The sequence below is a fragment of the Virgibacillus sp. NKC19-3 genome (assembly GCF_019837165.1).
Lineage (GTDB): Bacteria > Bacillota > Bacilli > Bacillales > Amphibacillaceae > Virgibacillus_L > Virgibacillus_L saliphilus.
Genome location: NZ_JAGYHC010000001.1, coordinates 3432628 through 3456054, shown reverse-complemented (window position 1 = coordinate 3456054; position 23427 = coordinate 3432628). Strand labels below are relative to the sequence as shown.

The 23427-nt window shown below is 39.1% G+C and carries 23 protein-coding genes; 20 read left to right on the top strand and 3 right to left on the bottom strand.

Going from position 1 to position 23427, the window contains the following annotated elements; genetic code table 11:
* Positions 1-32 precede the first annotated feature (32 nt).
* Entirely contained in the window at positions 33-938 is a 906-nt protein-coding gene (locus tag KFZ56_RS16505) for a DUF2628 domain-containing protein (RefSeq protein ID WP_222643137.1), read from the bottom strand.
* Between the two features lie 411 nt (positions 939-1349).
* Between KFZ56_RS16505 and KFZ56_RS16500 the strand changes: the two genes are divergently transcribed.
* Complete coding sequence (locus tag KFZ56_RS16500; RefSeq protein ID WP_222643134.1) at positions 1350-2702, top strand: alkaline phosphatase; 1353 nt, start codon at positions 1350-1352, stop codon at positions 2700-2702.
* Positions 2703-3262: 560 nt separating this feature from the next.
* The gene (locus KFZ56_RS16495) at positions 3263-4198 is read left to right on the top strand and encodes a nuclease-related domain-containing protein (protein ID WP_222643131.1); all 936 of its coding nucleotides are present in this window, start codon (positions 3263-3265) and stop codon (positions 4196-4198) included.
* Between the two features lie 347 nt (positions 4199-4545).
* On the opposite strand, the gene KFZ56_RS16490 is transcribed toward KFZ56_RS16495, so the two are convergent.
* On the bottom strand, positions 4546-4932 hold the full coding sequence (locus tag KFZ56_RS16490) for a hypothetical protein (RefSeq protein WP_222643129.1): 387 nt from the start codon (positions 4930-4932) through the stop codon (positions 4546-4548).
* A gap of 320 nt (positions 4933-5252) precedes the next feature.
* On the opposite strand from KFZ56_RS16490, the gene KFZ56_RS16485 reads away from it, so the two are divergent.
* On the top strand, positions 5253-6197 hold the full coding sequence (locus KFZ56_RS16485) for a nuclease-related domain-containing protein (RefSeq protein ID WP_222643127.1): 945 nt from the start codon (positions 5253-5255) through the stop codon (positions 6195-6197).
* Between the two features lie 80 nt (positions 6198-6277).
* Entirely contained in the window at positions 6278-6487 is a 210-nt protein-coding gene (locus KFZ56_RS16480) for a hypothetical protein (RefSeq protein ID WP_222643126.1), read from the top strand.
* A gap of 38 nt (positions 6488-6525) precedes the next feature.
* On the opposite strand, the gene KFZ56_RS16475 is transcribed toward KFZ56_RS16480, so the two are convergent.
* Positions 6526-7611, bottom strand: a complete 1086-nt coding sequence (locus KFZ56_RS16475; protein ID WP_222643124.1) for a C40 family peptidase — start codon at positions 7609-7611, stop codon at positions 6526-6528.
* A gap of 533 nt (positions 7612-8144) precedes the next feature.
* Here KFZ56_RS16475 and KFZ56_RS16470 point away from each other — a divergent pair.
* From KFZ56_RS16470 to KFZ56_RS16400, 16 genes are all read left to right on the top strand, one after another.
* Positions 8145-8909 (top strand): YveK family protein, encoded by a 765-nt coding sequence (locus KFZ56_RS16470; protein ID WP_222643123.1) that lies wholly within the window; start codon positions 8145-8147, stop codon positions 8907-8909.
* On the top strand, positions 8884-9582 hold the full coding sequence (locus KFZ56_RS16465) for a CpsD/CapB family tyrosine-protein kinase (RefSeq protein WP_222643122.1): 699 nt from the start codon (positions 8884-8886) through the stop codon (positions 9580-9582). Before KFZ56_RS16470 ends, KFZ56_RS16465 begins: the two co-directional genes overlap by 26 nt.
* A 111-nt stretch (positions 9583-9693) precedes the next feature.
* Positions 9694-9891: a CpsB/CapC family capsule biosynthesis tyrosine phosphatase gene (locus tag KFZ56_RS19685; RefSeq protein WP_255585187.1), complete on the top strand. Its 198-nt coding sequence runs from the start codon at positions 9694-9696 to the stop codon at positions 9889-9891.
* Positions 9867-10457, top strand: a complete 591-nt coding sequence (locus KFZ56_RS16460; protein ID WP_309228317.1) for a tyrosine-protein phosphatase — start codon at positions 9867-9869, stop codon at positions 10455-10457. The genes KFZ56_RS19685 and KFZ56_RS16460 overlap by 25 nt, the downstream gene beginning before the upstream one ends.
* An 89-nt stretch (positions 10458-10546) precedes the next feature.
* Complete coding sequence (locus KFZ56_RS16455) at positions 10547-11311, top strand: tyrosine-protein phosphatase (protein WP_222643121.1); 765 nt, start codon at positions 10547-10549, stop codon at positions 11309-11311.
* Positions 11312-11524: 213 nt separating this feature from the next.
* Positions 11525-12190, top strand: a complete 666-nt coding sequence (locus tag KFZ56_RS16450) for a response regulator transcription factor (RefSeq protein WP_222643120.1) — start codon at positions 11525-11527, stop codon at positions 12188-12190.
* Positions 12191-12429: 239 nt separating this feature from the next.
* Positions 12430-14256 (top strand): polysaccharide biosynthesis protein, encoded by a 1827-nt coding sequence (locus tag KFZ56_RS16445; protein WP_222643119.1) that lies wholly within the window; start codon positions 12430-12432, stop codon positions 14254-14256.
* 45 nt (positions 14257-14301) lie between these two features.
* On the top strand, positions 14302-15183 hold the full coding sequence (gene galU, locus KFZ56_RS16440) for a UTP--glucose-1-phosphate uridylyltransferase GalU (RefSeq protein WP_222643118.1): 882 nt from the start codon (positions 14302-14304) through the stop codon (positions 15181-15183).
* Positions 15184-15210: 27 nt separating this feature from the next.
* A complete protein-coding gene (locus KFZ56_RS16435) occupies positions 15211-15846 on the top strand; it encodes a sugar transferase (protein WP_222643116.1) in 636 nt (211 codons plus the stop codon).
* Positions 15843-16706 carry an NAD-dependent epimerase/dehydratase family protein gene (locus KFZ56_RS16430; RefSeq protein ID WP_222643115.1) on the top strand — a complete coding sequence of 288 codons (864 nt, stop codon included), beginning with the start codon at positions 15843-15845 and terminating at the stop codon, positions 16704-16706. The genes KFZ56_RS16435 and KFZ56_RS16430 overlap by 4 nt, the downstream gene beginning before the upstream one ends.
* Positions 16707-16708: 2 nt before the next feature.
* On the top strand, positions 16709-17809 hold the full coding sequence (locus KFZ56_RS16425) for a glycosyltransferase family 4 protein (RefSeq protein ID WP_255585185.1): 1101 nt from the start codon (positions 16709-16711) through the stop codon (positions 17807-17809).
* A gap of 63 nt (positions 17810-17872) precedes the next feature.
* Entirely contained in the window at positions 17873-19036 is a 1164-nt protein-coding gene (locus KFZ56_RS16420; RefSeq protein ID WP_222643113.1) for a CDP-glycerol glycerophosphotransferase family protein, read from the top strand.
* Positions 19037-19085: 49 nt separating this feature from the next.
* Positions 19086-20285: a glycosyltransferase gene (locus KFZ56_RS16415; RefSeq protein WP_222643112.1), complete on the top strand. Its 1200-nt coding sequence runs from the start codon at positions 19086-19088 to the stop codon at positions 20283-20285.
* A 44-nt stretch (positions 20286-20329) separates the two neighbouring features.
* Entirely contained in the window at positions 20330-21421 is a 1092-nt protein-coding gene (locus KFZ56_RS16410; RefSeq protein ID WP_222643111.1) for an EpsG family protein, read from the top strand.
* Positions 21422-21448: 27 nt separating this feature from the next.
* Positions 21449-22366, top strand: coding sequence for an ATP-grasp fold amidoligase family protein (locus KFZ56_RS16405; protein WP_222643110.1), 918 nt, complete (start codon positions 21449-21451; stop codon positions 22364-22366).
* A 110-nt stretch (positions 22367-22476) separates the two neighbouring features.
* Positions 22477-23406, top strand: coding sequence for a glycosyltransferase family 2 protein (locus tag KFZ56_RS16400; RefSeq protein ID WP_222643109.1), 930 nt, complete (start codon positions 22477-22479; stop codon positions 23404-23406).
* The last annotated feature ends 21 nt before the right edge of the window (positions 23407-23427 follow it).

Sequence of the window (23427 nt, the reverse complement as noted above, 5' to 3'; positions counted from 1 at the left end):
CTCCTGCTGGCAATTAGCAGGAGATTTTATCCTTAATAAACGTTATCATATTCGTTGAATATATCTTCCAGGAATAAATTGATGTCGAATACATCTAATTCCATACCATCAATGGTGACTGCAAACACTTCGAATTCCTCGCTATCCGGATAGCTTTGAAATTGAATGGCTATGTCATCATTTTGGGAATCAACGCCAGTGTATTCCACGATGTCATAGGTGTCGTTATCTTCCACATGATCCCACTCCCCATTATCGAAAATAGAATCGAACATAACGCCAATTTCAACGTCAGGATATTCATAAAATGAGCTATACCGGACTTCATCAACCACGTTGAAATTTACAGGTAAAAAACTGGCTGGCACGACATAAACACCTATTAAAATCAGTGCTGCAAGTAGGGGGCCATACCAGACCTTCCCGCCTTTGTTCTGTAATTGTTTTTCCTTCTCATCGGTTGTGGTCGTGGTATTTCGGATCGTTTGAACGCGTTTTTCGGCTTCCTTTTTATATAAATAATTACCATAAATGCCAAGCGTTACAGCAACACCTATGTTGATGCCTTGATCAATTGGGTCTACACGTGCAAATTCATATTCATATCCAATAAAATATAATATGAGATCAATAGCTAAAAATAGAAGTGCCATGTAAAGAACGAGCTTATACATCTTTCTATAACCAAGCCAAAGGGCTGATAAAAAGAATGCGGCAAAATTAAAGGAAACTCCATTTTTTTCTTCTGCTTTCTTCCATTTCTTATCATAAAACGCATGATTACGTCCGACAAATAGCTGCATGTCTTCCTCGAAAGTCACTTCCTCCGAATTATCGGTATCAACCGCTGCTGCCTGATTGTCCTGTAATGGGTGACTGCAATACGGGCAAATATGAGCATTTGGATCGACTTCTTCTCCACAATTGGAACAGTACATTTCCACTCACCTCCTTCCGTATCCATTATTATACATTTATTTAGCAAAAAGTGAATAGGGATGTAGGATATCGGGAGGAAGACATTCAACCGGGAGAACGTCGCACTGGATCGGGAGAGCGTGCGTTCAAACCGGGAAAGCGCCGCACTGAATCGGGAGAGCATCGCACTGAAATGGGAAAGCATGCGTTCAAATCGGGAGAGCGCCGCACTGAAATGGGAGAGCATGCGTCCAAACGACGGATACCATCACGAAAAGGAAGCCACATCTTAATTTATACAAATTTCAGTATGAAGTAGTTCCTCTCCCAAGTAATGGTGAAAATCAATAAACAATTAACTTTCTATTAACTTCTCTTTCACATTCATACGTTATCCTTGTCTTGTATCAATAATAGATGGGAGAGATTGGATGTTGAAAAAAGTTGGCGTTGTTGTGTTGAGTGCGGGATTTTTATTTACGATTGCGTGGTTACCGGGTTGGGTTGGGTCTGGACAACCAAGTGAACCTGGAAATGACAACGAAAATCAAAAGGTAAAAAATATCATTTACATGATTCCGGATGGCTTTAATGCCGACTATGCCACTAATTATCGCTTGTACAAAGAAGAAGATGTGGTATGGGATGAGCATATGAAAGGAATGTATACTACTCATTCCGCTGATTCTAGCATCACGGATTCTGCAGCTGCGGGAACGGCAATGGCTACAGGATACAAGACAAATAATGGCGTGATCGGTCTGGATCCAGAAGAAAGGGAACTGGAGACAATTTTAGAAGCCTCTCAGGAGTCCGGGATGGCAGCTGGATTAGTAGCAACATCTACCATTACGCATGCGACGCCGGCCTCTTTTGCCTCCCATGTCAAGGATCGAAATAATGAGACAGCGATTGCGCCACAACTACTGGAAAATGAAGTAGATGTACTACTGGGTGGTGGAAAAAATAATTTCTTGCCCGGGTCGGAAGGTGGCAATCAGGAATCGAATCATTTGATCGACCAAGCGAGCGATCAAAACTATGCATTTGTGGAAACACGGGATGCATTGCAAGACGCAGAAATTGATATAGAAGCAGGGGAAAAATTACTCGGCCTATTTGCAGATGATGCGCTTGCACCTGAAATGCACCGCGATGAAACAAAAGAGCCAAGTCTTGCTGATATGACAGAAAGTGCCATTGGTAGTCTGGAAGAAGGGGAAGATGGATTTTTCCTAATGGTGGAAGGTAGCCAGATTGATTGGGCCGGCCATGCCAATGATGCAGCGTGGGCCATGCAGGATATAGCAGCCTTTGAAGCTGCCGTGGAAGAAGCCATCGCCTTTGCGGAAGAAGATAGGGAGACACTCGTAGTTGTCGGTGGTGACCATGAAACAGGTGGAATGACGGTCGGTATGGGTGAAAATCCGGAGATGAATGTCGATCCATCCGTTCTTAAAAATGTCACGGCAACCGGTGATCATATGGCATCCGCATTAAATTCTGATCGTTCCAATATTAATGAAGTTATTGGAACATATACAGACTTCGAACTGTCCGAATCTGAAATTCAAACCATTCGTAATGCAGATGATGCTGCATCAGCATTCAATCAAGTAATTAGTGATAGAGCATCCATCGGCTGGACAAGTACCAATCACACCGGCGTGAATATTCCGGTCTATGCATACGGCCCACAAGCTGCTGATTTTACCGGCCATCTGGATAACACTGATTTGCCGAAAATAATGGCTGAAGTTTTGGGTGTTGAATTGGGGGGATGATCTCATGTTGAGGGAGTAATATGAGTGGCAGCACCTCAAGCTAGCGTATAAGTTTGTTGAATACAAGCGCCAACTGTTAAAAAGGGTTCTGTCGCTCGAGTGGGATCTGCTGGTGCTCGCTTGCGCACAAAATCTTTCAACTCGAGCGTGAGAGAATTCAATGCGAGCAACAGGACCTAAGCACGAGCGTCAGGATCTAAAAATAGTTCTGTCGCTCGAGTAAGAGATAGCGCCGTTCGAGTGAGTTATGTTTTCGCTCGTTCGCGCATGGATCCTTTGAAGTCGAGCGGCAAATTAGTTAAGACGAGTCGACTCAAGTGCCAAACTCGAACCCCGATTGGTAAGAAAATCCGTAACATGTAAATTTTATTGGTCTCACGCTATTTTTACATTTTGCCTATGTCTTTTAGGTGTAAAAATAAAAAATAGAGCTGAAAATTTATTTTTTAGCTTATTATAGCTCGTCATTTTTATTTTTTTGATGATTGCATAAATAATAGAACGTGAATATAATATGATAGATTTACCTTATGCGTAATCATAATAAAGGAGGGTAATTAATGAAAGTTCGACCGAAACCGCTAGTACTGAAAAAATATGAAATTCTTATATCGCGTCTGAAGCGAAATTTTCCGCGTTTTAATGAAGTGACTCGCGAATACCAAAAAAGAAAGAGAGGGTACGAGGGTGAAATACAGGTTGATTATCATCTTGCGTTTTTACCTCAGCAGTTTTTGATTCTTCGCGATATTTGCCTCCATGTTTCACATAGAACATTTCAAATGGGTAATCTTATTTTTTCTCAGAACGCGCTTTTCATTGTAGAAGTGAAAAATTATCAGGGCACGATTATTTTCGATACGATCCTTGATCAATTTACTCGCGATGATGGGCAAATGGAAACAGGTTTTAACCACCCTATTTCACAGACAGAACTCCAGCGATATAATCTTCAGCAATGGCTTCAAGAGCGAAATTTTGCCACCATCCCAATATACGCTTTTACCGCAATCAGTGATCCAAGCACCATTATAAAAGTAGATGGCGATAAGGATAAAATAGCCAAAGTGGTTGCCCATGGGTCTAGTATTCCTCGAAAAATAATGCACTTCAACAAGCAATTATCAGCTCATGACTCGTTAGGCGATCGAAAAATTGGGACAATGGTACAGAAAGAATCCAAAGAATATGATATGGACATCATGAAACGATATGATGTGAAAATGAGTGACTTGCTCCCGGGGGTGAAGTGCCCGGCATGCAAATTTTTAGGCATGGAGCGGATTTATAATAAGTGGCAATGTAGGAAATGTCATCATTGTTCGTCTAATGCGCATAAACAAGCGATCGATGATTATATGTTGTTTGGAAATAATTGGATAACTAACTCGATTTGCAGGTGGTGGCTTCAAATTAATTCAAAAAATACAGTAACCAGGCTATTGAAGAAATCCTCATTAAGATATAACGCAAAACGACGTCGTTGGGAAAAGTGATTGTAACTGAAGAGCAGTATATGTAGAAATGATTGGATTGCTAAGTGTGGGTAAACGTCAAGTGGGGAGTCTGGTGCTCGCTTGCGCACCAACTGTTGAGGACGAGTGTCATTCCTCCCCATTCGAGTGCCAATCTAGAAAAACCAAGTTGTTGCTCGCCTGTAAAGAGAAGACACTCGAGTGAAGGTCTCTGTTGCTCGCTCGCGCACTAAACTACCGAGAACAAGCGCCAATCTACCAACTCGAGCTCTACCTCTCTTAGGTCGATCGCCGACACTTCAAACTCTCACTGCTGCTTGGGTGAAGCATCTTCCCGCTCGCCTGTACATGGCGCTTCTGGTACATTATCATACTTCCTTCACAGAAATCGCCGCTGAATAATTTGTTACCCGGCATCCGTCCAAATCCTCTTCACGCAGCAATCCCAGTTTAACAGCTGAATTTATTTTCTCGCTATCTGGTTTTCGAACGACTTTAATCAGGTCATTCATCTGCATTTCTTCCAATCGGTTTACCGTTCTTTCTTCATTGAATTTCTCGGACTTGCGAATTTGACGCTGCAGTTTATATCCGCCATCGACCAGTTCTCCCTTATTGTTGACTCCGACTTCATTATCAAAATAAGTATGGAATTCCTTTTTCAAGTTAGTCATTTCCTGCTCGATTTCTTTCTTTTTATTATTCAGAGTATAATATCGTGCTAGCTTATCTGCAGTTATTGCATCATTACTCATCGCATCTCCCCCAAATAGGTGATAGTAAATTCTATTTCGGTAGGTGGTTGAATATGCCTTCATATATTAAATTCGATGTATATTGCCATACATAGTTCATTGAAGAAGTGTCGTAACGATCGTGTAAAGAAAATTAAAAAAATGTACTTTTGCATTTTGGGATATATGAAGGCGGAATATTGTACATATGCTTTAGGAAAAAAGGTTTTTTGAGTCTAGTTATGACTGAAAATGCAAAAACAGCCCACAAAGATGGATTTTTTGATCATTTTACGATTTATCGGATTCATGTATGATGAATAGAAATAAAGGAGGTACTTATGATCTTAAAAAAGCGAACCAAACCACGCATACTGAAAAAGTACGAAGCGCTGCTTCCACGCTTGCCCCCAAATTTCCCGCGTCTAGCGGATGTTCGGCATGAATACAACAAAAATAAGAAAGGCTATGAGGGTGAGCTAGACGTTGACTATCATTTAAAATGGTTGCCTCATGAATACATGATTTTGCAAGATGTTTGCTTGAAGACGCAGGAGAGAACGTTTCAGATGGACAACCTTGTCATAACGCAGCAGGCGATTACGATTGTTGATGTAAAAAATTATAATGGAAGGATTATTTTTGATACTATCCTTGATCAATTTACCCGCGACGATGGGGCAATTGAAATGGGCTTCAGTCATCCCATCGCCCAAGTTGAACTCCAACGATCCAATCTTCAACAATGGCTTCTAGAGAGGAATTTCCCTAACATCCCCATTCATTATTTCATCGCGATCAGTGACCCACGTACGATACTCAAAGTAGAAGGTGATAAAGAGAAAATTGCTAAGATAGTCGCGCATGCAGCAACTATTTCTAAAAAAATAATCGATCGGAACAAACGGCTGTCAGGCCATACTGCTTTGCAGGATAGAAAAATTGGGCATGCGACACGAAAGGAGTCTACCGTATTTGATAAGGACATCCTGGAGGCACATGGCATCAAAGAAAAGCATCTATTGCCAGGAGTACAATGTCCAGCCTGCGGTGTGCTTGGAATGAGGCGCGTGCATACTGGGTGGTTCTGTTATAAATGTCAGAAGAAATCGCGTGATGCGCATACGTCTGCCTTGGCAGATTATCTTCTGTTGGTAAGGCCTTGGATTACGAATTCAGAATGCATGCGATTCTTAAAATTTAATGCTAAAAATGTAGCCACACGGCTGTTGAGAGAATATGGATTATTTTATGATAAGGCCCGGCGGCGATGGGTGCAGAAGTAAGTTGAGATGATGCCGGAAAGCGGAGGCTGGGAGTTCAATCGGGAGAGAAGCGGTCCAAATCGGGAGAGTCGGGCATCAAATTGGGAGAGAGGTCTTCTGAATCGGGAGAGAGCATCATCAAACCGGTAGAGCGCACCTCTAAATCGGGAGACAGCATCATCAAATCAGGAGAACGCACTTCTGAATCGGTAGAGAGCATCATCAAATCGGTAGAACGCACTTCTGAATCGGTAGAGCGCATCTTCAAATCGGGAGACAGCGCCACCGGCCATACAGCAGATCAATATTAAAAACGAACCCCAGCTTGACTGGAGTTCGTTTCTGACAATTAATAAAACCGCTTATATCCTTCAAAATGTGAACTCCAATAAGAATCATTCACATTTGAAATGGTTACGCCGGTGGATGTGCCTGCTTGGATGAAGTCGCCGCCGCCCAAGTAGATTCCTAAGTGAGAAATGCCTGCTTTGTAGGTGCCCTCAAAGAATACGAGGTCGCCTACTTGTGGGTTGCTCACATCGTATGATCTGTCATAGTATCCTTGGGCGCTTGTGCGGCTGATGTCCATGCCTGCTTGCTTGTATGCGTAGTAGATGAAGCCGCTGCAGTCGAATCCGCTTGGTGTGGATCCACCCCATACATAAGGGACGCCTATCTGAGCTTTAGCCGTGCTAATCAGCTGATCCACATTGTAGTCGACATCTCCTGGTGCACTTGAGCCGCCACCGTCACTGCTGCCGCCGCCATCGCTGGAACCGGAGTCACTGCCGGAGCCGCCGGAGCTTCCGTTTATGCTCAGTTTCTGTCCGATGATGATGACGTCTGAGCTTAAGTTATTCCATTTTTTCAAGTTGGCAACACTAACGCCGTATTCTAGTGCGATCCCGGATAGGGTGTCACCTGATTTTACGGTGTAAGTCGTTTTGCTACCCGATGATGATCCGCCTGAACTTGAATCGGATGAATCGTTTGATGATCCACCAGAACTCGATCCTGAACTGCTGCTCACTTTAAGTTCATTTCCCGGGTAAATCAGCGTTGTATCCAAGTTATTCCAGTCCATCAAATTAGATAATGAAACATTATGCTCAGCTGCGATGCCACTTAGGGTGTCACCACGTTTTACCGTATATGTATCTGCACTATTGCTGGAACTAGAGCCAGAATTAGAGGAAGAGGATGACGATGATCCACTCTCTGTTTCAATGACCTGATTCGGGAAAATGACGTCTCCCGACAGATTATTGATGGATTTCAACTCGGAAACGCTGGTGCTGTACTGCTGGGCGATCGCCCACAGTGAGTCACCGCTTTGGACTTTGTGTGACGCTGCATCTGCTTCTTCTGCTGCAAAAATTGCCGATGCAACTGCTGCACTTGCCGTTACGGACATAAGTATCTTTTTGTTGGCCATTCTAATTATTCCCCCTAGATTTGTTGTTTTTTCGATTTAAGATTTCATTGAGGTAGGCATGATTTTGGTTTCTGCGACTTTTTCAATTGAAGGAGAAAGTAAAATTCGATCTCTCGGCTGGAAAGCAAGATTTCAGTTTCTCAACTCTTTCCATTTTAAGAAGCACTGTTCCTATTAACCAATTTTCCGGTAAAACATGCATCGCACTTGTCTTAGCATTACCTCGACAAAAAACGCATCATTTTTACAATTTCTCCACTCCAAAAATCAGCTCCCTATATTTCTACATTATTTTTCCAAGTATCAATAGTATATCTTTTATTACAAGAAAATGATAGACTAATAGGTTACTTGTAATCTAAATGTAATATTAGGCGCGTTCAACCGAAGGGATGCTCTGTCAAAGTCCCTATTTTCTCTGAAAAAATGGAGAAAACATATTGATTTTTTATCGTATATGTTATACTTTCGAAAGTAATGTCGAAAAATTAAATGTTGTTCGTTTAATAAACTAGAATTGTGGGGGTACCATCATGGAAGAAACGATTTCCTTGAAGGAGATAGTTGAAGTTATTAAAAAGCGTTTGCTGTTAATTGTTGCATTCGTATTGGGGGCTGCTTTACTGGCGGCGGTTGTCAGTTACTTTATTTTGACGCCGACTTATGAGTCCAGTTCCCAGTTTATTGTGAATCAGAATCAACCGGAAGAGGCAATGGAATATGATTTAAATGATAGCATGTCGAATGTTGAAATTATCAATACATATAATGTTATTATCGGTAGTCCTGCCATTTTAGACGAGGTTATTGCGGAGCTTGGCTTGACGGAGACGGTGCCGGAGCTTGGAGATAAACTTAACGTATCTAGTGAAGAGGATTCGCAGGTTGTAACAGTCACAGCGACCGATGAAAACCCGGAAACAGCTGTAGAAATCGCGAATACAACGGTAGAAATCTTCCAAAATGAGATTCCGGATATTATGAATGTGGATAATGTTAGTATTCTATCAGAGGCTGAGTTAGGTCCGGATCCATCACCGGTTGCGCCGAATCCAGTGCTCAACATTGCGATTGCGATTGTCCTAGGTGGCATGATCGGTGTTGGCTTAGCCTTCTTGCTGGAATACTTGGATAACACGATTACGACAGAGGATGATATTGAAAAGCAGCTTGAATTAACGGTGCTTGGTGCGATTTCGCATATAAATGATTCCGAAGTCCGGAGTGATCATTTTACATTTCAGTCGGATCAATCGAAAAAGGGGAGATATGATGGCACGCAAAAAGAATCAATCTAAGTCGAATAAAGTAAGGCATCTGATTACGAAACTGAATCCGAAATCGCCAGTTTCCGAGCAATATCGCACTGTTCGGACAAATTTGCAGTTTGCGCAAGTCGACGATAATTTACAGTCGATGATTGTCACGTCATCCGGACCCGGAGAGGGAAAATCCATGACAACGGCAAATTTGGCGGTTGTGTATGCACAGCAGGGGAAGAAAATACTATTGATTGATGCCGATCTGCGTAAACCAACCGTTCATTATACCTTCCGTCTTGATAATTTAAGAGGACTCAGCAATATTTTAGTTGGGGAAAATTCCCTCCAGGAAACGGCTAATCGCTCGGATGTAGATAACTTGGATGTGATCTCTTGTGGTCCCATCCCCCCGAATCCGTCTGAGTTATTAGGTTCCCAGAAAATGCAAACTCTATTAAAAGAGGCGACGATGTCCTATGACTTGGTCATATTCGATACGCCCCCCGTGCTCGCGGTAACGGATGCACAAATTCTGGCAGATATGGTGGACGGATCCTTGCTGGTTATTCGAAGTAATTTTACGGAAATAGAAGAAGCGACAAAGGCAAAAGAAGCGCTGGAACCTGCGCATGCCAAATTGCTTGGCACTGTTTTGAATGACCGGGAGAAAAAAGCGTCTAATTATTATTACTACTATGGGGCGAATTAAATGTGAATGATACTCCTTGCTGCGGGCAAGGGTTTTTTGCGAAAACTTCTACATAGAACGGTTCAGATCGATAGACTTGAAAATAAGGTTAAATCCAAGGAAGTGAGCTGTATGATTGATATTCATTGCCATCTGTTACCCGGAATAGATGATGGTTCGAAATCCCTGCCCCAGACACTGAAAATGGCGGAGCAGGCCGTAGAAGAGGGGATTACGCATATTATCGCTACACCACATCACAAGGATGGAGCTTATACAAATACCGGCGAAGCTATCCAGGGGCAGTGGCATTTGTCAATGGAAAATTAAAGCATGAGCAAATCCCGCTCACCATCCTATCCGGGCAGGAGACACGTGTTTATGGTGATATGGTAGCAGATTTGAAGGCGGGCGACATTATGCCGCTTAACGTGACGAGTAATTATGTATTTGTAGAATTGCCGGATGATCACGTGCCACATTACTTTACCAAGCTCCAATTTGATATGCAAATTGCCGGATACCTGCCGATCATCGTGCATCCGGAGCGGAATAAAGAAATCAGGGCAAATCCCGATGTACTTTATCATCTTGTAGCAAATGGCGCATTGACTCAAGTCACTGCCGCAAGTGTTGCTGGAAAATACGGCAGGAAAGTACAGAAATTCACGAATCGACTTATTGATGCGAAGCTTACCCATTTCATTGCCTCAGACGCCCATGATCCGCATAATCGCACTTTTTACATGAAGGATGCGTACCACGTGGTACATAAGCAATTCGGTGCGGAAAAAGTTTTCCAACTCATGCAACATAGTGAAGCAGTGCTGGACGAACTAACAATTACGGTGGACCCACCAGGCCGAATAAAGGGACGGAAAGTGATCCGTGGCTAGGTTGGATAACTGTAAAAAAGATGTGAACTCTGATAAACTATCTAGTTACTAAGCTATCGGGATGAACTTAATTTAGAGAGGTGATTACCATGATCGATATTCATAGTCATATCCTGCCCGGTGTTGATGACGGGGCAAAGACGGAATCAGATAGTATTGCAATGGCAAAAGCCGCCATGGATGATGGCATTGATACCATCATCGCAACCCCGCATCATCGAAATGGGCAATTTGAAAACGATCGACAAATGATCCAAACCAATGTATCTATTTTAAATGACCTCTTTGCGAAAGAGGATATCCCGCTCACGGTGCTAGCCGGCCAAGAAGTACGGATGAATGGCGACATGATCGAAGACATTCGTAACGGAGAACTTCTTGCACTAAATGACACGAAGTATCTTTTTGTGGAATTCCCGTCCGACCATGTGCCTAGATACGCCAATCAATTATTGTTTGATATCCAAGTGGAAGGTTTTATTCCGGTTATTGTGCATCCAGAACGGAACCGCGAACTTCTCGAGCATCCGTCACGCCTGTATGATTTTGTGCGAAAAGGGGCACTTACACAAGTCACTGCCGGAAGTGTGGTTGGTAAATTTGGGAAAAGCATTCAGAAATATTCAGATCAACTGATTGAAGCGAACCAGACACATTTTATTGCATCGGATGCGCATAACACAACCACACGCGGATTCGTTATGAAAGATGCCTTTGAGCATGTGAAACATAATCATGGCAACGACTATGTTGCTATGTTTATGGAAAACAGCCAACTGTTAGTGGCCAACATGAACGTGAATCGAATGGAGCCTGAAGGAATTCGGAAAAAGAAATTTTTGGGATTATTTTAGAAAAGGTCAAGGGGCGCACTTTACACTCGTAGGAGGCTACTGCCTCCTACCGCCCGCTCGAGCAGGAGCGGCGTTCAAATGGGAGATTCAGCGCTCAAACCGGGAGGCAGCACCTCCAAATCGAGAGAGTCAGCGCTCAAAACGGGAGACAGCACCTCCCTAAGATACAAAAAGGGAAGTGAACATTAGAAGAACGAAAAGGGGCAATTCGTTATGATAAGCGTTTTACTCGTCGAGGATCAGCGCCTATTCGCGGAGGGGGTCCGTGCGTTAATAGAGCGTGTTGACGATATGGAGGTGGTTGGAACAGCAACAGATGGGAAGGAAGCTGTACAATTCATGAGTCAATCGGAGGCTGATGTTATCTTAATGGATATTTACATGCCTCGGGTTAATGGAATACTTGCGACCACGCATCTTAAAGATAATTATCCAGGTGTGAAAATTGTCTTATTGACCTCATTTGCGGATGAGGATTTAGTAGTGGCGGGAATGGTCTGGGGTGCAGATGGTTTTCTATCAAAAAAATTGGACGCCACTAGGTTGATTCAATCGATTCGTAACGCCTACGATGATCAGGTTGTCATATCCGGTGAAGCAGCACGTATATTGGCGAAAAAGATACAGGGATTTAAATATGGCAGAAAGCAGTTGCTCGAGCGGGAACTCGACAAACAGCATATTCACTTGGGCGAAAGGGAGCTTGATATTGCCTATCTCATCATGAAAGAAATGACCAATAAACATATTGCCCAACAGCTTTTCCTTAGTGAAGGTACGATAAAAAATTATATCAGTGACATTTACCATAAAGTCAATATACATAATCGAAAAGATGTTATCGCCTATTTACGTGGATTGCTTCCGTACAATGCGTGAGCGCCTCCTATTTATGACTGTCCAGATTTAAAATGTGACTAAATTTTGCAAAAGTCACTAGAAATATGACTGGGCATTTAGTATTATAATAGCTGTGTCCATTTTACTAACGCTATATAAACATTAGGAATAGGGCAAAGGTTAGCAAGAATGTAATAGTACAAAGACGAAACATCTCATCAGAAAATTGAAATGTATGTTATGATCAATATAATCCGAACAAGAAAGGAGATGCGCAGATGAATTATCGAAAGCGGCTGACTCTACTAATCATTCTCGATTCTATCATCGTCAGCACCGCTATATTTATCGCTTCCTGGATTGTGTACCCATTCACATATGAGTTGAACATGAGCGCCATTGTTATTAGCGCGGTAGCACTATTAATCTTTCATCATTTATTCGCGGCGCTATACAAGCTCTATAATAAGGTGTGGGCTTATGCGAGTGTGGGCGAATTAGTCTCGATTGTCCAAGCCGTTACTTTATCGGTCGTGGCTGCAGGAATTATCATGTACTTCGTCAATGACTTCGCATTATACAAGCGAGCGCTCATCGTAACCTGGATGCTACATATTATCCTTATTGGCGGATCGCGCTTTATGTGGCGCATTTACCGGGACAGATACATAACGAAAAGAACGAAACAAAAACGCACGCTCATCGTAGGTGCAGGCTCAGCTGGTGCCATGATCGCCCGGCAACTGAAAAATGAAAATAATGCCGACTTGCTCCCAGTCGCATTTGTCGACGATAGTGAACGCAAACAGAAAATGCAATTATATAATTTATCCGTCTTAGGAAAAGTCAAGGACATCCCGAAGATTGCCTTAAACATGAATATCGAGCATATTGTCATCGCCATTCCGTCCTTGCGTAATGGCGCACTTGAGAAAATTATCGGACAATGTAATAAAACAAAAGCCAAGGTGCAAATGATCCCGAAAATTGAAGATCTGATGACGGGGAAGGTATCTGTCAGCCACTTGAAAAATGTCGAAGTGGAAGATCTGCTCGGACGTGAACCAGTCGAACTCGATATTAATGCGATATCCGATTACGTTACAGGGACAACCGTCATGGTAACTGGTGCAGGCGGATCGATTGGCTCAGAAATAACAAGACAGCTCATGCGCTTCACACCGGCGAAAATCTTGCTCGTCGGCCACGGGGAATTCAGCATTTATACGATTCATATGGAACTGAAGCAAAAATATGGTGACACCGAAACCGACATTATTCCCATCATCGCTGATGTGCAGGATCACCAGCGAATTTTTGACATTGTAGACAGCCATCAGCCGGCGATTATTTACCATGCGGCAGCACATAAGCATGTTCCGTTAATGGAAGCCAATGCGCATGAAGCTGTGAAAAACAATATCATCGGTACGAAAAATGTCGCAGAAGCTGCGGATACATTCGGGATAAGCAAATTTGTGCTTGTATCGACAGACAAAGCTGTTAATCCGACAAATGTCATGGGCGCCACCAAACGCATCGCAGAAATGGTGGTTCAAGATCTGGCGAGCCGCAGCAAAACAAAATTCGTTGCGGTGAGATTTGGCAATGTGCTCGGCAGTCGCGGCAGTGTTATTCCGCTATTTAAAAAACAAATTGAAAAGGGCGGTCCGGTCACCGTAACCGATCCAAACATGACGCGCTATTTCATGACGATTCCGGAAGCATCTCGACTCGTTATCCAGGCAGGGACACTTGCCAAAGGCGGCGAAATCTTCGTTCTGGATATGGGCGAACCGGTCAAAATTGTTGACCTAGCCCGCAACCTTATTAAACTATCGGGCTACACAGAGAAAGAGATTCCGATCCAATTCGCAGGCATTCGTCCTGGCGAGAAATTGTATGAAGAACTCCTTGGAGAAGATGAAGTGCTGCCCGGTGAAGTTTATGAAAAAATTTATGTTGGACGGACGGTCGAGGTTGACCCGGGCGTGCTCGTTGACTTGATTGCGCAGTTTCATAATTACACGCAGGAAGATTTGAAAGATGCCTTGATGAAGATTGTTTATGCGGAACGGACCGCAATGGCTGTGCAGGGGTCGTAAATGCACAGGTAGATACATATTAGAATTTTAATGGAGGTTATACACGTGAAAACAGTGAAAAAGGCGATTATCCCGGCAGCTGGCTTGGGCACCAGATTTCTGCCAGTAACCAAAGCCATGCCGAAAGAAATGTTGCCCATTGTAGATAAGCCGACGATCCAATATATTGTGGAAGAAGCGATTGAATCCGGTATTGAGGATATTATTATTGTTACCGGGAAGGGGAAGCGTGCGATTGAGGACCATTTTGATCATAACGTCGAATTAGAAGAAACCCTTATGAAAAAAGAGAAGTACGATCTACTAGAAAAGGTGAATTACGCCTCTAACGTCGATCTTCACTTTATTCGGCAAAAAGAACCACAAGGACTCGGCCATGCTGTATGGTGTGCCCGTAAGTTTATTGGAGATGAACCATTTGCCGTATTACTAGGGGATGATATTGTCAAAGCGGAAACACCCGGGCTCCGCCAATTAATCGAGCAATATGAAGAAACCGAGAGTTCCGTTGTCGGTGTGCAACAAGTACCGAAAGAGGAAACCCATCGATATGGGATTGTCGATCCAAGTACGATGGAAGGCAGACGCTATCAAGTCAAAGACTTCGTGGAAAAGCCAAAACCGGGAACTGCTCCTTCTAATCTGGCAATCATGGGACGTTACGTGTTCACGCCGGAAATCTTCCATTATCTAGAAAAGCATCAAATCGGTGCAGGGGGCGAGATTCAGCTAACAGATGCGATTCAGCAATTGAATGACTTGCAAAAGGTCTATGCGTATGACTTTGAAGGCAAACGCTATGATGTTGGCGAGAAGTTAGGTTTCATTCGAACGAATTTGGAGTTTGCTTTGCAAAATGAGGAAATAGGGGAGCAAGTAGCAGAATTGGTTAATCAGTTGGCTGCGGAACAAAAGGTGAGAAGTTAAATCTATTAGGTTAAGGAGAGTCGTAATATGTACTTAAGAATGAAACGAATCATAGATATTGTACTCTCGTTACTTGGCCTGATTGTATTATCACCCGTTTTTCTGATTCTTATTATTGGTATAAAGCTTGATTCCAAAGGGCCGGTCTTATTCAAACAAAAAAGGGTTGGAATAAATAAAACGCACTTTAGTCTATTGAAATTCCGTACCATGAAGATTGATACACCCAAAGATACACCAACTCATTTATTAAAAGACCCAACTATATACATTACCAAAATGGGCAAATTCTTAAGAAAAACATCGCTTGATGAATTGCCCCAGATCCTGAATATTCTTTCCGGCCGCATGAGTATCATCGGCCCTAGACCGGCATTGTGGAATCAATATGATTTAATTGAAGAAAGAGACAAATACGGTGCGAATGATATATTACCAGGTCTAACTGGTTGGGCGCAGATTAAGGGAAGAGACGAACTTCCTATTGATGTGAAAGCTCAGCTGGATGGCGAATATGTGAAAAGTATCGGCTTCTGGTTCGATGTAAAATGCTTTATTGGAACATTTATTAGTGTCGTAAAAAGTGATGGTGTCGTCGAGGGTGGAACAGGAGCAAAGGGTGGCGAAGAAGCTGCAAGTGACAAGGAGACTGTATCAAAGTGAAATATATATTGATCACAGGCGTTAACAGTTATGTTGGCAATAGTTTGGAAGCGTGGCTGGCAAAGGATCCAGATAGCTATTCTATAGATAAAATTAGCTTGAGAGATGATGCTTGGAGAGAGATGGATTTTTCTCAGTATGATACAGTTGTTCATGTTGCTGGGATTGCTCATGTTTCTAAAGATACCAAGATGGAGGAAAAATATTATCAGATCAATCGTGACCTAACGATTGAAGTAGCAAAAAAGGCTAAAGCAGATGGTGTTACACAGTTCATTTTCATGAGCAGCATCATTGTGTATGGGGAAGCTGCAGGTAAAAATGGCGTTATTGATGAAAATACCATTCCTAAGCCTCGTGATTTTTACGGGAATAGTAAACTGCAGGCTGAAAAGGGAATTGATCCTTTAAGTGACGAGGCGTTTAAAGTGGTTATCATCAGGCCGCCAATGATATATGGCAAGGGATCGAAAGGTAATTATCCAAAACTAGCAAAAGCAGCCCAAAAGCTTCTGATCTTTCCTGATATTGATAATCAACGGAGTATGTTACATATTGATAATCTTTGTGAGTTCATGAGACTTATGATTGATAATGAGGAAAGCGGCTTGTTTTTTCCTCAGAACAAGGAGTATGTTAAAACGAGTGAAATGGTTAAATTGATTTCGGAAGTGCATGGAAAAAATATAAAACTTGTAAAACTATTTAATCCAGCGTTGCGTTTGATGTTGCAAAAGGTTGTTATTGTTAATAAGGTGTTTGGAAATTTGTTCTATGACAAAAAAATAAGTCAATATAAAGAAAGCTATCGAATAAGAGATTTAAAAAGTTCGATACAGTATACTGAAAGCAGGGAATAATGTTGAGTTCAAATAAAGTACTTATATTGGTCAATCATGATGTCGTCATATACAACTTCAGACTCGAATTAGTCGAACGTTTATTAAGTGAAGGCTATGAAGTTTATATATCTTCACCGTATGGTGAAAGAATCGATGATTTGGTCAAAATGGGATGTCATTATATAGAAGCAGATGTAAATAGGCATGGGTTGAATCTTCTTCAAGAATGGAAGCTTCTTAGGTATTATAAAAGGATTATGGAGGATAACAGACCGGATATCGTGCTGACTTATACAATCAAGCCAAATATATATGGTGGCATGGCAGCAAAAAGTTTAAAGATACCGTATATTGCAAACATTACAGGTCTAGGGACAGCTATGGAAAATGGAGGTTTAATTCAAAAAGTGTCGGTTGCCCTATATAAAATAGCTTTTAAAAATATTTCCAAAGTCTTTTTTCAGAACAAGGAAAATCAGCAATTTTTTATTGATCGCAATATAGCTATTAGGAAGCATGAAATAGTCCCAGGTTCAGGGGTTAATCTAAATCATTTTTCCTTATTAGAGTATCCGAAGAATTCGACAGTCGAATTCATTTTTATTTCAAGAGTCATGAAGGAAAAAGGTATCGATCAATATCTAAAAGCTGCCGAACATATTAGAAAAAAATATCCCTATACTCGTTTTCATATCTTGGGTTTTTGTGAAGAGAATTATAATGAAACATTAAAAAGGTTACATAACAATAACATTATTCAGTATCATGGGATGCAAAGGGATGTAAGAAAGTTTTTAGGCAAGTCACATTGCACTATTCATCCGACGTTCTATCCTGAAGGCATGTCCAATGTCTTGTTGGAAAGTACAGCAAGTGGGCGACCGATCATTACAACTGATCGTAGTGGTTGCAGGGAAATTGTTGACGATGGTGTGAACGGTTATATTGTTGAACAAGAAAATAGTAGTGATCTTATAGAGAAAATTGAGATATTTTTGAGTCATTCTCACAAGAAAATGGCAAAAATGGGTTTAGAAGGTAGAAGAAAAATGGAAAGAGAATTTGATCGTCAGATTGTCGTTAATGCTTATATGGAGGAAATACGGAAAATCACCAAATAGGAATGACACATAATAATAGTGAAATAATACACTGTGTTTCATTTTAGCAAATATTGGAGTGAAGTGAAAATTGTGAAAAAAATAGGGGCAAAAGCTAATATGTTTTTAAGGTCTTCCAAAGTCATTAATAGTATATATTATTATATAGGTACTTTGATTCTTAATATATTGAAATTATTCGTTAGAACTCAAGAGAATTTAATACTATTCGTAAGCTTTGGTGGCAAGTATTACAACGACAGTCCAAAGGCCATTTACGAAGCTATGATTAAAGATCAAAGATTTAAAAACTGTGAATTTGTCTGGGCGTTTAAAAATCCAAAAAACATTGATATTCCTGGCAATGCAAAACTTATAAAGAATGGTACTTTAGAATACTTTCTAATCTCTTTAAAAGCTCGGGTTTGGATATCAAATGCACCAATTGAGCGTAGACTTAATTATAAAGATAAGAATACATATTTTTTGTGTACATGGCATGGGACACCAATAAAAAAACTTGGTGAAGAGATTTCTAATTTGTATGAAAGGACCCAGTATGACGCCATCTCTGTTCAAGGTGAGTTTGATGTTAAGATATTTGAGCGAGCTTTTAATATGCAGGAGGGGAACCTTGTACGCAGTGGATTACCAAGAAATGATATATTATCTAGCGCTGATCGGACTAAACAAGTAGAAATTAAGGGAAAATTTAATATTCCACATGAAAAAAAAGTGATATTATATTGCCCTACTTATAGAGATTGGCAGGATAATTTCATGAGTAAAATAGTAGACTTTAAAAAGTGGAAAGATTTTTTAGGGGACAATTATGTAGTTCTATATAGGGCTCATTCAAAGGTGGTAAAATCGGATAATATAATTGCAAACTCAGATTTTGTTTACGATATGTCAAATTATCACGATCTGAATGATTTAATGATTGCCTCAGATATACTGGTATCTGACTATTCAAGTACATTTTTTGACTATTCTATTTTAGATAAGCCTATGTACTGTTACGCTTATGATTACGATGAATATGCCTCAAAGCGTGGTATTTACTTTGATATACGAAAAGAACTTCCAGGTGGTTCAATTTCAGAAGATGAATTGTTAGATTTGATACGAAATAAGCCTTATGAAGAAGTTATGCAAACAGTTAGAGCGTTCAGAGGCAAGTTCGTTGAATACTATGGAAATGGCTCAATTAAATTGCTGGATGAAATTCATAAAAAAATACATTGACTTTTATCCGATGGGTAAAATTGGAAAGAGTAGAGAAGGAGTTTAATGTATGCAGAATAATTTGTCATTACTAGTTCAAAAAATGCATGAAACAGGTGTGGCAAGAGTGGTTTCTAATTTGTCAATACACTTGTCGGATGAAATATATAATAAGAATATAATAGCTTATGATGCTAGTAAAATCGGTTATTCTTTTAAAGGGGAGATATTGGATCTACGTACAAAAGGCAACAGTGGTATATTTAGAAAGTTATTTAACTTTGCAAAGCGTATTTATTTAATTAAAAAAATTAAAAAAAACAAGCAGATAGATGTAACAGTAAGTTTTCAATTAAGTGCAGGTCTATTAAATATACTTACAAAAAAGAATGATAGAGTTATTTTATCTATTAGGAATTTTATTTTGAAAGATTCATCTAGATTTCAACGTTTCCTTTATAAAAATATAATTAAGTATGCTTATAACAAAGCGGATATGATTGTTCCTGTATCAGATGCAATAAAAAAAGATTTAATTGATAACTTTGGAATATCTGAAGGGAAATTAAAAGTCATTAATAATTTTTACGACATTAGTCATATTACTAAACTCGCAAATAAAACTATTGATAATGAATACAAGGAAATATTTAACCATCCAGTCATTATTACTGCCGGTAGACTAACAGAGCAAAAAGGTCAATGGCATCTGTTGTGGGCATTTAAAAAAGTTAAAAATGTGATTCCTGATATTAAATTAGTCATATTAGGAGAGGGTCACTTAGAAAAGTATTTAGAAAATTTATCAAAGGAATTAGGTGTTTATGAAGACGTACATTTTTTAGGATTTCAAAGTAATCCTTTTAAATATATTTCAGTTTCCGATATTTATGTATTTCCTTCATTATATGAGGGATTTCCTAATGCACTATGCGAAGCAATGGTTTGTGGCGTCCCGGTGATTTCGTCTGATTGTGAGTCTGGTCCAAGAGAAATTTTGTGCCCTGAACTAAGAATTGATCAACCTGAAATAAAAGGAATAAATTATGCTGACTATGGTATATTAGTACCGACTTGCGACGGAGAAATGTATAGAGCTAGCGACAAACTGTCTTATGAAGAGTCAATCTTAGCTGATTCGATAATTAATTTGTTTAAAGATGACGATTTATTGGTGCAATATAGAAGACTGTCAAAACAGAGACTAGAAGACTTTGATAAAGATAATATTATTAAAGAATGGGATACTGTGATTAATAGCAGTTACTGAGTTCTAAAATGATCCTTTAATTTTGAGGTTGTAGGGAGATTTCCATGAGTATAGTCCAGTCATATTTTTTATACTATTTTATAGTTATATTTACTGCAATTATAGTGTTTTTATCCGAAGGTATTAAAAAAAAGGTAAACTCAGTACGTTTATATAAAATTATTTTTTGGAGTGCTATCCTTTTACCAGTATTAGTATCAGGGTTCAGATATGGTATTGGAACTGACTTCTTAAGTTATGAAAGAATATACTTTGAATTAACTACTAGCAATATTATTGATAATGTTTTAAACACTAGATATGAATTAGGTTGGATAGCCTTAAATCATTTAGTGGAGCTAATATTTAATGATGTAAAGTATTTATTCATAGTTTCATCACTATTAATTTGGGTGTTAAATTTTAAAGCAATTTACGATAGTAAAAATAAAATAAGTATGAGTGTTGCTGCTTTAATATTGTTATGCACTCTATATAATCCAAGCTTTAATATGGTAAGGCAGTCTTTAGCGGCGGCTGTTTTAATGTTATCTGTCAAACCAACTATTGAAAAAAGACCTGTTAAATTTTTGTTAACTATCTTAATTGCAACTAGTTTTCACTATACTGCATCAATATTTTTGCCAGTTTACTTGATAGTTAACACTAGAATAAAAAATCTCGATTTTATTAAAAAGATTATCGCTGTCGTTGGTTTTACCTTATCAGTTATTTTGGCACCAAAATTACTACCGTTTATAGCCAGTTTTGAGACTTTCTCTTCCTATAATAATTACCATTTGGAATTTAATGATTTTGGTATTGGGAACATTATATTAAAATTACCTGTTATTATAATTATATTAGTTAACCTGAAGAAACTTAAAATTAATAACTCTATGTATAAACTAGTTATAATTTACTTTTTAAGCTTAATTTTGGAGTATTATGGTTATTTGGGAGAAAATATAAGCAGAATTGCTATTTATTATGAAATGATGCAAGTTTTTATTCTTTCTGCAATCGTAAAAGTTCAAAACGATAAGTATGGAAAGTTATTTTATAGTTTTTTAATTGTATTATATTTTATAGGGTGGTTCACCTATAATATTATTATTCTAAACTATCATCAGACGATTCCTTATATTTGGATTTAACCACATTCGCAATAGAAAGGACATAAAATGTCAAAAATAAAAAACACTTTAAAAAAGATAGGTGTTGTACGCTATATTTATTATAAGTACAACTTTTCAGATAAAAAATTTATAAAAAAATATTATAAGAAACGCGTAGGTAAAGAAGTGAATTTGAAGAACCCAACTGAATTTAGTGATAAATTACAGTGGTTGAAACTTTATTGGCACAATTCCTCGGCAAAGATATGTGCTGATAAATATGAAGTTCGAAATATGGTAGATAAAAAAATAGGTAGTGAATTTTTAAATGAGTTATATGATGTATATAATTCGGTAGAGGAAATTAACCTAAATAAACTACCTAACTCATTTATTTTAAAAGCAACACACAGTTCTGGTTATAATTTTGTTTGTAAGGATAAAAATGCAGTAGATTGGAAAGCACAATTTAAAGAATTAAGAAAGTGGTTTAAGGTTAATTATTTTTGGAATACTCGAGAGTGGGTTTATAAAAATATTAAACCTCGGATTATTTGTGAAAGATTTTTGTCTGAAGGAGAAGGAGAAACATCATTAACAGATTATAAAATATACTGTTTTAATGGGACTCCTAGGTATTGCCAGGTTATTAGAGATAGGGGATCTGAAGGAAGCGAAGGCACAATTGACTTTTTTGATACAGAATGGAACCATATGGAATTCACTGGATTGCAAAGACTCCCTCACTCTACTGTAACTATTCAGGAGCCGGATCGTTACGGGGAAATGTTGGAACTAGCTAAGAAACTGTCGCAAGAATTCCCTTTTGTTCGAGTTGATTTATATTATGTTAATGGAAAAATATATTTTGGAGAGCTTACATTCTTCCCCCAGAGTGGTTTTGGTACATTTGATCCTCCTGAATGGAATAGGAAAATAGGAGACTTGATTAGGCTTCCTGATAATCCTCGCTTAAAGGTTTGAAAAAGTTATGGTGATTACCGATTTAACAAATGCTATTAAATCCCCCTATATGATTATATGATTAAGTCAAAATATCACTTTGAATATTGATAGATGGAGGAAAAGGCTACATGAATTTTTCTGTAATTATACCCTTGTACAACAAGGAACGGTATGTGAAAAGAGCTATAAATTCAGTATTGGAGCAAACCCATCAAGAGTTTGAAATTATTGTCGTTGATGATGGATCAACAGATTCTAGTTATGAAAAAGCAAAAAGCGTAAAAGACTCAAGAATAAGGGTTTTTAGGAAAAAAAATAATGGGGTGTCATCAGCTAGAAACTATGGAATAAGGCAAGCGTCATACGAATATATTGGTTTTTTAGATGCTGATGATATGTGGAAACCATTATTTTTAGAGACTATTAATAGTCTCATAATGAAATATCCTAAAGCAGGAGCTTATGGTACCTTATATGAATTTGTTAATCAAAACGGGGAGGTTGTGCCTAGAAAAATGGCTGGTAGTCTTAATAAGAATAAGAGTGGAACAGTTAATTATTTTAAGGAGTCTTTAAATACTCCACTTTTATCTGCCTCATCAGTTGTTATTCCTAAGTATGCTTTTAAAGAACAAGGTGTATTTCCTGAAGGAATAGCAAGGGGAGAAGACTTGGATATGTGGCGTAGGATCGCACTACATTACGAGGTAGCATATGTAAATAAAATATGTGTAACTTATTTTTTAAATGTCTCTAATATGGCAACTAAAAAGAAAAGAGACTATAATTCTTCAACAATGAAATTTGTTGAAGAAATCCTTATTTCAGAAAAAAAAAACGGCCCTGTCTCTTTTGACTTTGAAGAGTATATGATAAGTAAAATTATAAATAAAGCAAGGTATTTAATAGAACAAAGCAATAATCAAGAAGCAAGAAAACTTTTATGGAAGTACAAATATACCAAATATAATAAGAAAAAATGGCTCAAAAATTATATATTAAGCTTTAGATCTATTTATATATTAAACCAGCATATAAAAAATAATAAAACAAGTTGATTATAACTATAACACCTATGA